This is a genomic window from Oxalicibacterium sp. (assembly GCF_035565035.1).
GTDB lineage: Bacteria > Pseudomonadota > Gammaproteobacteria > Burkholderiales > Burkholderiaceae_D > Oxalicibacterium.
Genome location: NZ_DATMTD010000053.1, coordinates 1 through 14,214, shown reverse-complemented (window position 1 = coordinate 14,214; position 14,214 = coordinate 1). Strand labels below are relative to the sequence as shown.

The following is a 14,214-nucleotide window of genomic DNA, read 5'->3' as shown; positions in this document are numbered from 1 at the left end:
ATTCAAAATCCAAATTTATTTAAGGCATTCCGGCGCGGTCGGGGTTTTGCCCGGCACGTAGTCGTCGTTCAGTGTTTTCAGGAAGCAGATCAAATCCGTGACGTTCTGTTCGGTCATCGGTGTTGCGCTACCCGCAGGCCTGCCGTCCAGCGGCATTTGCGGATCGATGTTGGCTATATATTCCGCCGGTAGATCGTTGTACTTCTGGACCTGCCCGCCGACATACTGCGTTTTGATCAGACCATAGGTCGGGAAATCCGGATCGGGAGGATTCTTCGGCGTGCCACCCTCCGTCGGATACCAAAGTTCCGGTCTGGTATCGCGCGTGTTATAGAAACGGATGACCTGCTCCAGTGAATGCATGATGCCGTTGTGAAAGAAAACCGTTCGTGTGGCGACGTTACGCAAGGTCGGCGATTTGAATCTTCCGCAAAAATTGTCGGCGGCATGTGGCGCACTCGGCTGATGATCTTTGCGTAGCGGCCCGCATACACCCATATCCATATAAGTCGGATCGCCGTTGACCGGAATCGCCATATTGCGCGGCACACCAATCGCTTCGATCGAAAAATCCGTAAACAATGAAGAGCTGCCGTTTATGCCCGCACCGTTGTAGTGGCACGATGCGCAGTTGCCGACATTCGGATCGACAAACACGCGGAAACCGCGCTCTTCCGCCGGCGTAAAGGCGCCACCGATTTTGTTCCCTGCATTCAGATCGAACTTGCTTGTATTCGGATGAAAACTGATGTCTTCCATCTGGAAGGCCTGCAATGCCTTGCCCGCATTGGCAAACGCGTCGTCGACGTTCTCCAACGCCTGTTGACCAAACGCCTGGCGGAACAGATCGGCATAAGGGCCTGCCTTGATATGCGCGACTACAGTGGCTTTGTCGGTATTGGCCATCTCGTTCGGGTCCAGCAATGGAATCGCAGCTTGCTCGGCCAGCGTATCGACCCGGCCATCCCAGGTAAATCCGCCGCCGGGCCCCGGCGCGGTGATGCCGTCCGGATTGTCCAGCAGGTCGGCATACGGCGGCGTGACGCTTTTGTAGCGCAGCGATGGCACGGCGCGGGTGCCCGCCGCCGTCATCGACGTGCCGCCTAATTGAACAGCCAGATCGTTCGGCGGACCATAGGCCGAGTTCGGATCGTGGCATGTAGCGCACGACATTTTTCCGGAACCGGAGAGCGTCTGATCGAAGAACATGACTTGACCGGCCTGCGCGGCTGCACTCAGTCTGGATTGAGGCGTCACAGGCGTCGTGACCGGCGGCGCATTCGCCGGACTCGTTGCATCGTTACATGCCGACAGCAGCAACAGCATGCCGCAGCACATGAACATGGAAATTCGTCGCATGACACACATGCGTGATAAGGCATTCTTCATAATGCTTGTCGCTTCTCGCTCAAAGGACAAAAGGAATGGAAAGGGTGAATCACAGCCTCACCCTTTCCATCGCCATCAGGAAATTTCCGCGATGGCGTTATTACCAAGTAACCAATTATTTTTTCAGCGCCCAGACGTTGGTCTGTACAAGATCAGGTCCAACCTGTGCCGGCGTATTGACGTCACTAGATTGAATTTGCTTGTAGTCAGCCGGAGCAATGAATGCATGGTTGATTGGACGAACGGCATTGAAGTGGGTATTCGCCGTGTTTGCGTACTCAGGCAAGTTCTTGATGTTTTCGGCGATGAATTTTTCCGTGTACTTCGAACGATTCATATAGGTCGAATCGTCTGCCGGATCGGACAAGCCGAACATGTCCTGCAAAGTACGAACGAACGAGAAATGGCTGTATGCGTCGCTGTCGGCCACGCCTTTCGGTGCATTCGCCTGGTTGGTCAAGATGCCGTAGATACTTTCACCGTGACCGTGATTACCAACCGTGTAATTCTTGATAGGCGTAGCAGGAGTGCCGTCATCGTTCAACGGCTGTGATCCGCCGCCATTGGTAGCCTGCGCAATCCCGTCGCCAGGAACCCAGCCACAGCAAGAGTTGGTCGTACCACCGGTTGCCGTGCCTTCGTCAAACATCAGTACGATAGCGATACGTTTTTGCGGATTATTCCAGAGCGGTGAAGCCTTGATTTTCTTGACCAGATAGTCGACGTATTTATCGCCACGCTGAATGATCGCGCTGCCCCCACAATCCGTGGCAGAAACGCCGGATGTCGTGCTCGGCACACCCGTACCGTGCATATCGTCACACTGATCCGGCACCACGAAGTTCAACTCACCGACATTGCCGCTGGCCAGATCGTCACTGAACTGATCGATAGTCCAGGCTTTTCCTGTGTTCTGACCTTTTACATCCTTGAATTCCTTGGTTGGATAAGCCGTGCTGTTTGCCAGCAATGCTGCATCCCACTGGCCACCGCCCAGAGTACGGTTGCTGTAGGTGAATTCCGGGGCGTTACGTACATTCTCATACGCCATGCCAGGATGGTGTTTGGTTTTATACAGATTCGCCGGTAACGGCAACGTGATTGTCGGATCGTTCTTGTCGACTGCCGTTACCGCAGCATCGGCCACGCTGTCAACGCGAACGTCCTGACCGGGATTCATGGATTCGCTATAGGTACGCCATGTCAAACCGACTTGCGTCAAGGCATTGAACAGGTTCCGCTTACCGACGATATTGTGATTGATATTGCCGGCAGTCGGTTGCACACAAGGCGATTTGAATGGGGACTTCGGCATTTCCGTCGGGAAGTTAGCCGCGGTCGGTTCGATATCCTTCGGCGAGGCGACCGTATCGCAGTTCCACTGGCTGTCATCAGGAATACCGAAGTCATCCGCACCGCCCAGCGCCGTGTAGTTCGGCTCACTTGGGTTACCGGTTGCGAAATAGCTGGTCAGTTGATTGCCTTCGGTCAGGTAGTTGTTGATGTTGGGTGCAAATTGCGAACCTTTGATCGTCGACGTTGCCTTGTTTTCCAGCATGACGATGAAGATGTGGTCGTAACGCGGGATGCCCTCGATATTGAACGCTGCCTGCTGCGACTGCTTGAACGTGATTGGTGTACGTGTGTCCGCTGACGTATTCAGAATTTCCTGGGTGACACCAGCCATGCCTTTCAAACGCGGATCACCGCCTGCTACAGCCAGATCATCGGGATATTTATCCTTGCGATCGAGCTTGGTGATTGCATAGGCATAACGCTGGCTCAAGGCGTTTGCCTCCCTCAGCATCGCTGTTTGCGTAGTACCGGTTTCCGTATTGATATCGGTCACGACATCGTCCGCAGATACGGTCGCGTTAGGCATGCTGACACGTGCCGCCAGATTTGCCTTGGTTGTAAGGTAATCAGTGCCATCCGCTTCCATCATGCGCATGATTTCAGCGGAAAACGGGCTGATGGCAACAGTCGCAGGCTTGTCATTCAATTGCTGCGGCGAAACGCGAAACACGTTGCGCTTTGCCACGGTGCTACCGTCGCTTCTGGTTGCATCGGTACCGATATCTGCAATCACGGTATCCGTCGTCAGCACCTTCAATGCGAATTTACCGGCGCCATCTGTAAGGGTGGAAACTTCATTCGTGTCGCACGAACCATTGCTGTTTGCATCAACGCATACCTTCGCGTTTTGATACACAGTCGGCGTCATCGTCGGTTCGGCCGCACTGCCTGCCGTGAAAATGCTGTCGGAGACGGTGCCTTGAATGCTCAGCGGCTTGCCGGTTGGCGCAGAAGCCGAAGAACCGTCGCTACCACCGCCGCCACCGCAGGCAGCAAGCAGGGAAACCGCTGCGGCAACAGCCGTCAGCGTTATGTTCCGGTTAATGCGTTTGTTGATATGCATTTGCATGGTAATCCTTTGAATATTGATAGAAAAAGCTGCGCCATCTCGCGCCTGTGAAAAACAGAGACGAAGCAAGGCTCATTCGAACTCGCAAAACGAGTCGAACGTATTCAGACTGATTGGGAAACGGGGATACCTGTGTTTACAGGCGTGGTGGCGCTCGAGTCGAGTAATGCGGAGAAACGATCGACAGGAACTCGAGGACCAGAGGCGATGTCTGGACGTGGGATATCGACGGGATGACTGGAACTTCGAAAAACGAAATGATTCCGTTGTCGAAATCATTTTGCGACACATGCTTGCCGCTGTCGTTATCGGAGGTACCGCACTCCTCCAATGCACATTGATGATCGCCGCTCGTATATTGCGTCAACGCCTCGGCCAGCGTTACATGCTGCGCAAACAGCAGGAACAGGCAAAACCAGATGTGAGCAAAAAAACGCGATTTCATTGAATGACCGATATAACGTCAGGGACATGCGGAACGGCGAACGCACGCATAATCACAGACGCATATGACGTACTGATGACGAAATCGGAAAAACACCTGGAGAGAAATATTTTTCATCACTCGCTCTCAAAAAAGTTCCTTGCGTCATCACTCCGGCAAGAATGTTCTAGTCGCAATACAATCGTGCATTCGTCATCAGCAAGGAGAACGGCTTGCAGCCGATCATTTCCGTCAGGAATCTGACCAAACAGTATGCGTCCGGCTTTCAGGCGCTCAAGGGCATCAACCTTGAAATCCATCGTGGTGAAATCTTCGCCCTGCTCGGCCCGAACGGCGCGGGAAAGACCACGCTGATCAACATCATCTGCGGCATCGTCAATCCCGGCAGCGGCAACGTGCTTGCCGACGGACACGATGTCGTCACCGAATTCCGCGCGGCACGCGCGAAGATCGGATTGGTGCCGCAGGAATTATCGACAGACGCTTTCGAAACAGTGTGGGCAACGGTCAACTTCAGTCGCGGCATGTTCGGCAAGCCGACCGATCACGCACTGGCGGAAAAAGTGTTGCGTTCACTGTCGCTATGGGACAAGAAGGATTCGAAGATCTTCGCACTGTCCGGCGGCATGAAGCGACGCGTGATGATTGCCAAGGCGCTCGTGCATGAACCGACGATTCTGTTCCTCGACGAGCCGACTGCCGGCGTCGATGTGGAATTGCGGCGCGACATGTGGAACCTGGTGCGCGGCCTACGTGAAAGCGGCGTAACCATTATCCTGACGACGCACTACATCGAGGAGGCCGAGGAAATGGCGGACCGCATCGGCGTCATTCGCAATGGGGAAATCATTCTCGTCGAAGACAAGCATGCGTTGATGGCGAAGCTCGGCAAGAAGCAATTGCGCCTGCACCTGCAACGTCCGCTGCAGCAGATTCCTGCTGACATGGCTGCATGGCGGCTGGAGTTGTCCGGCGACGGACAGGAACTGGTTTATACCTTCGATGCCCAGGCCGAACAGCAGACCGGCATCGCCGAACTGTTGCGCAAGCTCGATGAGCACGGCATCGACTTCAAGGACCTGCAATCCAGTCAGAGTTCGCTGGAAGAAATTTTTGTCAATCTGATGAGGGCCGATTCATGAACGTCTATGCAATTCGTGCCATCTACCTGTTCGAAATGGCGCGTACCTGGCGTACGCTGATGCAAAGCATTGCTTCGCCGGTCATTTCCACTTCACTTTACTTTGTCGTGTTCGGTTCGGCGATCGGCTCGCACATGGTCGAGATCGGCGGCGTCAGTTACGGCGCCTTCATCGTGCCCGGCCTGATCATGATGGCGTTGATGACGCAAAGCATTTCGAACGCATCATTCGGCATCTTCATGCCCAAATGGTCGCGCACGATTTACGAGCTGTTGTCCGCGCCCATTTCCTATGTCGAGATCGTGATCGGTTATGTCGGCGCAGCGGCCACCAAGTCGGTCATTCTCGGCCTGCTGACCCTGGTCACCGCGCGCCTGTTCGTCTCGTTCGAGATCGCACATCCGGTGTGGATGATCTTCTTCCTGTTGCTGATTTCGGTCACGTTCAGTCTGTTCGGCTTCATCATCGGCGTCTGGGCACCGAGCTTCGAGAAGTTGCAGATCATCCCGTTGATGATCATCACGCCGCTGGCATTCCTCGGCGGCAGCTTTTATTCGATCGACATGCTGCCGCCCTTCTGGCAGAAGGTCGCGCTGATCAATCCGGTTGTTTATCTTATTAGCGGCTTCCGCTGGAGTTTCTTCGGTGTGGCGGACGTCAGCGTCGGCATCAGTATCGGCATGACACTGGTTTTTCTCGCCGCTTGCCTGACTTCGGTGTGGCTGATTTTCAAGACCGGCTATCGACTCAAAAGCTGAGCGGCATTTCCCTGCACATGAACGGAGTGGCATCTCGCATGCCACTCCGTTTTGTTTTTCGCAACATCACACTATGCAAACGAATGTGAACAAGTGTGAGGAAAAGCATCTATTCCTGAAAAATCAGATGCTTATCATAGACTGCGTACTGCGACACCTGTAGCATTTCGCCTGCTTCAAAGATCCCGCTTCCCTTCCCGATATGGATCTCCGGCGTGCAACGCACGCCCGGCTCTCGGCCGGAATGATTGAATGAATACGATGTTTGTAGCGCAGTACGATTATCTGCTGGTCCTGGTTTCCTTCACTGTCGCAATCCTTGCCTCCTATACGGCGCTGGACATGGCCGGCCGTATCAACTCGATCCATCACAAGGGCAGTTTCGCCTGGCTCGGCGGCGGGGCGATTGCGATGGGTATCGGCATCTGGTCGATGCACTTCATCGGCATGCTTGCCTTCAGACTCCCGATTCCGCTCGGTTACGACATTCGCATCACGCTGGGATCGCTGGCGATGGCGATACTGGCATCCGGATTCGCCTTATGGCGCGTCAGTCAGGCCAGCCTCTCCCCACGACAACTGCTGGCCAGCGCTTTGCCGATGGGCCTGGCCATCGCGGCAATGCATTACACCGGCATGCAGGCGCTGCAAATGCGTCCAGGGATCGATTACGATCCAATCCTTTTTTCTGTCTCCATACTCATCGCCGTCGCTGCTTCCGGCGCGGCATTGTGGATTGCCTTCAAGCTGCGCAAGGATGTGCCGCATGTACGACTGGCGCGCGGCGGTGCGGCTGTCGTCATGGGTGCCGCGATTGTCGGCATGCATTACACCGGCATGGCAGCTGCAGGATTTCCGGTCGGCAGCATCTGCATGGCTGCGTCGGAAGGCGTCAGCCCTGGCTGGCTGGCAATCGTTATCGTCGTGGTGACTCTCGCCGTACTGGCCATCACGCTGCTGACCTCGGTACTTGATTCACGCCTTGAATCGCAGACAGCCAAACTCGCACGCTCGCTGGCCGAGGTCAATGAAGAACTGATGCATCAGGCATTGCATGACAATCTGACCAAGCTTGCCAATCGCAGCCTGCTGGAAGACCGGCTTAACCAGATGCTGTACAAGGCACAGCGCATGCAGGTGCGCTTTGCATTGATGTTTATCGATCTGGATGGTTTCAAGGCAATCAACGATTCGCTCGGTCATCATATCGGCGATTTGTTACTGATCGAAGTGGCGAACCGTTTTCGTTCCAACATCCGTGCACAGGATACGGTGGCGCGCCTGGGAGGCGATGAATTCGTCGTCCTGATCGAGATCGACGAGCCGGAAGACGCCGCACCGGTAGCCGACAAACTGGTCAACCTGATCAACGAACGCTTTCACATCGAATCGCACGATCTCGGCGTCTCGGCCAGCGTCGGCGTTGCCGTTTATCCGGAAGATGGCGCGACCGGCCACGATCTGCTGATCCATGCCGATGCCGCGATGTATCACACCAAATCGGCCGGCCGTAACGGTTACCGTTTCTTCGAAGCGTCGATGAACACCAATGCGCACAACCAGTTGCAGACGATGCAGGATCTGCGTCTGGCATTGGATAACAACGAGTTCCTCCTGCATTACCAGCCCAAGCACAATGCCGCGACCGGCAAGGTGATCGGTGCCGAAGCACTGCTGCGTTGGCAACATCCGAAGCATGGCATCGTGGCACCAGGCGACTTTATTCCGCTGGCGGAAAAAAGCGGCCTGATCGTTCAAATCGGTGAATGGGTGCTGAACGAAGCGTGCCGTCAAATGCGCATCTGGCACGACGACGGTCATCCTGAATGGAAAGTGGCGGTCAATCTTTCGGCCATGCAGTTTGCCTACGATCATCTGATCGAACTGGTGCAGAACACGCTGAAGCGACATCAATTGCCGCCGCACTGCCTTATTCTTGAAGTGACGGAATCGACAGCCATGCACGATGTGGAAGCCAGCCTCGATATTCTGAACCGGCTGACCGATCTGGGAATCGATATCTCCATCGACGATTTCGGTACCGGGTATTCCAGCCTGCTGTATTTGAAGCGGATGCCGGCACGCGAACTGAAAATCGATCGTGGCTTCATCAAGGACCTGGCGGAAGGAAGTGACGATGCCAGCATCGTCTCGGCAATCATCGCGCTTGGACACTCGTTGAACCTGCATGTGGTTGCCGAAGGCGTGGAGACCGAGAAACAGCAGGAATTCCTGACCGCATTGGGTTGCAACAGCCTGCAAGGGTTCTTCCTTGGCAGACCGGTACCGCCGGAACAATTTGCCGTAGTTATTGCATCTGAAGCGTGAACCTGAAAGTAAAACCGGAACGTGAAACCGGAAATATCCGTGCTTGACGCGTTGATGCGTGAATGACAGCGGGTTGACGCTAGGTAAATTTTGTCGCACTCTAGCTGATACGCAAGATGCGCGCGCGCACTGCTCTCCCTTTTCTCTCCCGAAAGCGACCAATGAAAAAAACCACCCTGGCCTTCCTCGCCCTGCTGCCTTTATCCGTCTTCGCACAGCAATCGCAAATCGATCCGTGCATCACCAAGGCGACCACGCAGGAAATGAACAGTTGCGCAAAGGATGAATACGAAAAGGCGCATGACAAGCTCGAGCAAACCTACAAGGCGTTGCTGAAGCAGATTCCGGCAAAGGATGAAGACGGCATTCCCTACGTCGCCGTGAAGAAACAGGTACATGTGGCGCACAAGGCCTGGACCGAATTCGTCAAGCAGGATTGCAAGTCGATTTCCATTTACAACCAGGGCTCGCCGCTGAAGGATGTCGAACGCTACAGCTGCATGCGTCTGCATACCGAACAGCGTACTTCCGATCTTGACCGCTTCCTGACGCGTCGCAACAAGCCGCAATCCTGATCCGATAATGTCTGGCGTCGGCTAACGCTTCTGCATGCCGGCGCGCATGCTGCCGTATGGATCGTCAATGACGTAACGCCACGATCCGTCCGGCTGTTTGCGCAACACCTCCAGCGTATCGACGCTGCCCTGTTTTGCATTCCCGTCCTTGTCCGTCCATGCCAGATCGGCTTTCATCCGGTTCGTCGCCAGCGTGCCGTCTGCGCTCACCGTCGATTTGATAAACTCGATCGTGAATGTCGGCTTCATCGCGATCAGGCCGGCATTGCTGGTACGGATTGCGTCAATTCCCGACATCGGCTCACCCGATTTCTTGAACAGGATCGCGTCGGATTCATAGACGGCAACGGATGTTTCCAGATCGCCGGATTCCAGCGCGGCGATCAGGATTCTGCTGCAATCTTCCGGCTGCATGGCGCGTTGCGATGACGTGTTCGGCATGAAGTTTCTCCAGTGAATGGCCTCCGGCAACATGCGCGGATGTTTTCAACAGTATGAACATGAACCGGATGCAGATGCAAATGGAAAGTGAAGCGCAACGATTCGAATGGAGCGAGGACGGACGACTGTTCGGCTTCGTCGATTACTATCGCTTCGGCAATATCGTCGTGATCACGCACACGGAAACGAATCCCGCCTGGAGCGAAAAGGGACTGGGCAGTCGGCTTGCGGCCAAAGCGGTAACGTGGATGGAGGCGGAAGGCTTGCGTATCGTGCCGGTCTGCAGCTTCATGGCGCATTTCCTGCGTACGCATGCCGAATATCACGATGTGGTGACGCCGGCTGCGCGCAAGATTTTCCAGATAGGCTGAAGGCCGGTATACATTCAAGATGCATACCGGCCTTCAGGTTCAGACAAGGCGATGTCAGGCGAGTGCCGGATAATCGATATAGCCTTCCGGCGTTGGCGCATAGAAGCTGTCCGAACGCGGTTCATTCAACGGCGCATCCAGTTTCAGGCGCTGCACCAGATCCGGATTCGCAATGTACAGTTTGCCGAAGGCAACGGCATCTGCCTCGCCATTGACGATGACCTGTTCCGCCGTGGCCTTCGTCATTTTTTCATTGGCGATATAGACGCCACCGAAAATTTTCTTCAGTTGCGGGCCGATGCGCCCATCACCCAGTGCTTCACGTGCGCAGATGAACGCGATACCGCGCTTGGCGAGTTCTTTTGCAACGTAACCGAACGTCGCCAGCGGATCGGAATCGGTCATGTCGTGTGAATCGCCGCGTGGTGCGAGATGCATGCCGACGCGCGATGCGCCCCATACGTCGATGCAGGCATCGGTCACTTCCAGCATCAGACGTGCGCGATTCTCGATGGAGCCGCCGTAGATATCGGTCCGCTTGTTGGTGCCGTCCTGCAGGAACTGGTCGAGCAGATAACCGTTTGCGCCGTGCACTTCCACACCGTCGAAGCCGGCCAGCCTGGCGTTCTCTGCACCTTTGCGATAGGCCGCGACGATGCCGGGAATTTCTGCCAGATCGAGTGCACGCGGCGTGACGAATTCACGTTGCGGACGCACCAGGCTGACGTGCCCTTTCGGCTTGACTGCACTTGGCGCAACCGGCAGATCGCCGTTGAGAAACATTGGATCGGAAATACGACCGACGTGCCACAGTTGCAGGAAGATCAGACCGCCCTTTGCATGCACCGCCGCCGTGACTTTTTTCCAGCCTTCGACCTGCTCGTCCGACCAGATGCCCGGCGTATCGGCATAACCGACGCCTTGCGGCGTAACCGCAGTCGCTTCGCTCAGGATCAGACCTGCCGATGCACGTTGTGCATAGTATTGCGCCATCAAGTCGTTCGGCACACGGCCACCGCCGACTGCGCGCGAGCGTGTCAGCGGCGCCATGATGACGCGGTTAGGAAGTTCCAGATCGCCGACCTTGAGCGGCGTAAATAAATGATTCGTCGTAGTCATATAAAACTTTCGTAAAAAATAATGAGGGAATTTTTATGCCGCCACAACCACTGGCGACCTTGCATTTGCGTGTGCCGCGAACCGGATCGACAAACGCATCGCAATCACGGCGCCCAGTGCAAGTACTGCCGCTGCTACCGGTACCGCCTGCAGGCCCAGGCCGTCGCTGATCACCAGACCGCCGACCCATGCGCCCAGCGCGTTACCGAGATTGAATGCACCGATGTTCAGTGTCGCCACCAGATTCGGTGCTGCCTGGCCAAAGATCATGACGTTGACCTGCAGTCCCGGCACTGCGGCAAAGGCCACGGTGGCCCACAGAAACAGATTGATTTCAACGGGGATCAACGACGGGCTGGTCCATCTCACGATGGTGCTGACGACAGCCAGCACCAGGAAGATACCGGTCAACGCTTTACCGAGATTCCAGTCGGCCAGACGCCCGCCCAGATAGTTGCCCAGTGTCAGACCGGTGCCGATCAGGAACAATGTCCAGGTCACGCCATGCGGCGACAATTGCGTGACGTCTTCCAGCAGCGGTGCCACGTAGGTGAACAATGCAAATACCGCAGCAGAAAAAAGGACCGTAGTCGACAAAGCCGCCCACAAGCCGGCACTGCGCAACTGACGTACTTCGCTACGCAAATCGGCCTTTTCTTCATCGTGTCCTTGCGGCATCACGCGCCACAGACCGATCAGCGACAACACGCCCAGCACCGCGACCGCAAAGAACGGCACGCGCCAGCCCGCAAATTGACCCAGCGCGGTGCCGAGCGGCACACCCATCACGTTTGCCAGCGTCAGGCCGGTGAACATCATTGCGACGGCCGACGCCTTGCGATTTTCCGGGACCAGGCTGGCGGCAACCACCGAGCCTATGCCGAAAAATGCGCCGTGGCACAACGCAGTGATAATGCGCGCCGCCATCAGGAAGTTGTAATCGATTGCGACCGCGCACAGCGTATTGCCGACGATGAAAATCGCCATCAATATCAGCAACGCGCGTTTGCGTGGCAGCGAAGCAGTCAGTACCGCCATGATCGGCGCACCGATCGCCACACCCAGTGCATAACCGCTGATCAACCAGCCGGCCGTCGGAATCGATACCGACAGGCTGCGCGCCACATCGGGCAGCAAGCCCATGATGACGAATTCGGTGGTACCGATGGCAAAGGCGCTGAGCGCCAGGACGAGAAGTGCTAAAGGCATGAAAATCTTTCGTTGAAATTGGTCCCCGAGTGCAATCAGGAATTACAGGCCGCCCTTGATTGATTGAAGGAATGCTTCAATCGTGGCTTCGTTGCGTTTGAAGAAAACCCATTGCCCGATGCGCCGCGAACTCACCAGTTCAGCATTCTGCAATGTCGCCAAGTGTGCGGAGATCGTCGATTGCGACAGGCCGCTGCGCTTGTCGATCATGCCGCAGCACACGCCAAAATCGAGAGGATGTTCCTGCTCGGCAAAATACTTTTGCGGCTCTTTCAGCCAGCCGAGAATCTCGCGCCGGACCGGATTGGCCAGCGCTTTATGAATGGCGTCGATGTCGATGGTTTTCTTCATGGTTCGTGAAAAGACGAAGTTAATATCGTCGGATAAAGAAATTTATATCGGAATTTTACGATATAAATAAAAAGCGTGCCGGACACGCAAAATTTCCGCGTTGTCCGGTCCGAAAGTTGCGTCCTGCAGGAAGAGTTTCAGAGAAAATCAGGGCGGGCAGATTTGCATGACGCAGCGGTGTGCTCGCTGGACGTGATACGTGACCGAGTGTCGCCTCACGCTACCGCACGCTGCCGCGTGCGGGGAAAATCAGTACGTTCCGGGTACCAGAATATTGCGATCGACCTTTTTTACATCCGTCAATCCGCAGAACGCCATCGTGATATCCATCTCGCGTTCGATGATGTCGAGGCATTTGGTCACGCCCTCTTCGCCCATCGCGCCGAGGCCGTACAGGAACGCGCGTCCGATATGCACGCCTTTTGCCCCGAGAGCGATCGCCTTCAGCACGTCCTGGCCGGAACGAATGCCTCCGTCCACGTGGATTTCGATGCGATCACCGACTGCATCGACAATCGGCGGCAAGGCAGTGATGCTGGACAACGCCCCGTCCAGCTGACGACCACCGTGATTCGAAACAATCAAGGCATCGGCGCCGCTATTTGCCGCCAACCTTGCATCTTCCGGATCCATGATGCCCTTGATGATCATCTTGCCGCCCCAGCGCTGCTTGATCCATTCCACATCATTCCAGGAAAGTCCCGGATCGAACTGCTGCGCACACCATGAAGACAGCGAAGACATGTCGGCCACATCGCTGGCGTGTCCGACGATATTGCCGAATCCGCGACGTGGCGTCTGCAGCATGCCCATGCACCAGCGCGGCTTGGTCATCATGTTCAGAATGTTGGGAATGGTCAGTTTCGGCGGTGCGGACAAACCGTTCTTCAAATCCTTGTGGCGCTGGCCAAGCACCTGCAGGTCCAACGTCACGACCAGCGCAGAACAATTCGCCGCCTTGGCGCGTTCGATCAGGCGTTCGATGAAGCTGCGGTCCTTCATCATGTAGAGCTGAAACCAGAACGGCTTGCTGGTATGCGCGGCGACATCCTCGATCGAGCAGATGCTCATGGTCGACAGCGTGAACGGCACACCGAATTTTTCGGCAGCACGTGCAGCAAGGATTTCGCCATCCGCATGCTGCATGCCGGTAAAGCCGGTCGGGGCCAGCGCGACCGGCATCTTCACATCCTGGCCGATCATCGTTGTGCGCAAGGTGCGATTTTCCATGTTGACCGCCACGCGCTGGCGGAATTTCATCGGCTGGAAGTCTGCACTGTTGGCGCGATAGGTTGATTCTGTCCATGATCCGGCATCCGCATAGTCGTAGAACATGCGTGGTACGCGCTTTTGCGCCAGTACGCGCAGGTCTTCGATATTCGTGATGACGGTCATGCAGGTCTCCTGAGTTTTGACGGATGCGGCGGCTATACGGCTTGCGTTGGTCATTGAGTATTTTGTGGTGCCATTCTATTTCCTCGTCATGACCTGACAGATGAATGTTTTTAATGCTTCTCTCCGCGAAGCAAATGATCGACCTTCGATGTTCAAGATTGTTGTCTGTTTTTCCCTCTGCCAATTATCTTGCATTTGATATGCAACATATTTAAACTCGCAGTATTTACCTGCCTGCACACGACTGCACACCGCACCATTCGCAG

The 14,214-nt window shown here is 55.5% G+C and carries 14 protein-coding genes; 5 read left to right on the top strand and 9 right to left on the bottom strand.

Translation table 11 applies throughout. The features are described from left to right. Nucleotides 1-15 precede the first annotated feature (15 nt). The 3 genes from VN114_RS04975 to VN114_RS04965 form a co-directional block, all read right to left on the bottom strand. Nucleotides 16-1,359 (bottom strand): cytochrome c peroxidase, encoded by a 1,344-nt coding sequence (locus tag VN114_RS04975; protein WP_325512593.1) that lies wholly within the window; start codon nt 1,357-1,359, stop codon nt 16-18. Between the two features lie 145 nt (nt 1,360-1,504). Next, nucleotides 1,505-3,814: an alkaline phosphatase family protein gene (locus tag VN114_RS04970; protein WP_414694195.1), complete on the bottom strand. Its 2,310-nt coding sequence runs from the start codon at nt 3,812-3,814 to the stop codon at nt 1,505-1,507. Between the two features lie 136 nt (nt 3,815-3,950). After that, complete coding sequence (locus VN114_RS04965) at nt 3,951-4,259, bottom strand: hypothetical protein (RefSeq protein ID WP_325512591.1); 309 nt, start codon at nt 4,257-4,259, stop codon at nt 3,951-3,953. Between the two features lie 212 nt (nt 4,260-4,471). Between VN114_RS04965 and VN114_RS04960 the strand changes: the two genes are divergently transcribed. The 4 genes from VN114_RS04960 to VN114_RS04945 all read left to right on the top strand — a co-directional run bounded on the left by VN114_RS04960 (nt 4,472) and on the right by VN114_RS04945 (nt 9,062). Beyond that, complete coding sequence (locus VN114_RS04960; RefSeq protein ID WP_325512589.1) at nt 4,472-5,401, top strand: ABC transporter ATP-binding protein; 930 nt, start codon at nt 4,472-4,474, stop codon at nt 5,399-5,401. Continuing rightward, nucleotides 5,398-6,159, top strand: coding sequence for an ABC transporter permease (locus tag VN114_RS04955; RefSeq protein ID WP_325512587.1), 762 nt, complete (start codon nt 5,398-5,400; stop codon nt 6,157-6,159). Before VN114_RS04960 ends, VN114_RS04955 begins: the two co-directional genes overlap by 4 nt. Before the next feature lie 261 nt (nt 6,160-6,420). Further along, complete coding sequence (locus VN114_RS04950) at nt 6,421-8,487, top strand: putative bifunctional diguanylate cyclase/phosphodiesterase (protein ID WP_325512595.1); 2,067 nt, start codon at nt 6,421-6,423, stop codon at nt 8,485-8,487. A 161-nt stretch (nt 8,488-8,648) separates the two neighbouring features. Then, nucleotides 8,649-9,062, top strand: coding sequence for a lysozyme inhibitor LprI family protein (locus VN114_RS04945; protein ID WP_325512585.1), 414 nt, complete (start codon nt 8,649-8,651; stop codon nt 9,060-9,062). A gap of 21 nt (nt 9,063-9,083) precedes the next feature. Here VN114_RS04945 and VN114_RS04940 read toward each other — a convergent pair whose 3' ends face one another. After that, a complete protein-coding gene (locus tag VN114_RS04940) occupies nt 9,084-9,503 on the bottom strand; it encodes a YybH family protein (RefSeq protein WP_325512583.1) in 420 nt (139 codons plus the stop codon). Between the two features lie 74 nt (nt 9,504-9,577). On the opposite strand from VN114_RS04940, the gene VN114_RS04935 reads away from it, so the two are divergent. Continuing rightward, nucleotides 9,578-9,874, top strand: a complete 297-nt coding sequence (locus VN114_RS04935; RefSeq protein WP_325512581.1) for a GNAT family N-acetyltransferase — start codon at nt 9,578-9,580, stop codon at nt 9,872-9,874. A 54-nt stretch (nt 9,875-9,928) separates the two neighbouring features. Here VN114_RS04935 and VN114_RS04930 read toward each other — a convergent pair whose 3' ends face one another. The 5 genes from VN114_RS04930 to VN114_RS04910 all read right to left on the bottom strand — a co-directional run. Then, complete coding sequence (locus VN114_RS04930) at nt 9,929-10,993, bottom strand: alkene reductase (protein WP_325512579.1); 1,065 nt, start codon at nt 10,991-10,993, stop codon at nt 9,929-9,931. Nucleotides 10,994-11,026: 33 nt separating this feature from the next. Further along, nucleotides 11,027-12,202, bottom strand: a complete 1,176-nt coding sequence (locus VN114_RS04925; RefSeq protein ID WP_325512577.1) for an MFS transporter — start codon at nt 12,200-12,202, stop codon at nt 11,027-11,029. A 42-nt stretch (nt 12,203-12,244) separates the two neighbouring features. Next, nucleotides 12,245-12,553 (bottom strand): helix-turn-helix transcriptional regulator, encoded by a 309-nt coding sequence (locus tag VN114_RS04920; RefSeq protein ID WP_325512575.1) that lies wholly within the window; start codon nt 12,551-12,553, stop codon nt 12,245-12,247. 249 nt (nt 12,554-12,802) lie between these two features. After that, on the bottom strand, nt 12,803-13,948 hold the full coding sequence (locus tag VN114_RS04915; RefSeq protein WP_325512573.1) for an alpha-hydroxy acid oxidase: 1,146 nt from the start codon (nt 13,946-13,948) through the stop codon (nt 12,803-12,805). Nucleotides 13,949-14,023: 75 nt separating this feature from the next. Continuing rightward, a partial coding sequence (locus tag VN114_RS04910; RefSeq protein ID WP_325512571.1) for a hypothetical protein occupies nt 14,024-14,214 on the bottom strand: 191 nt, incomplete at its 5' end.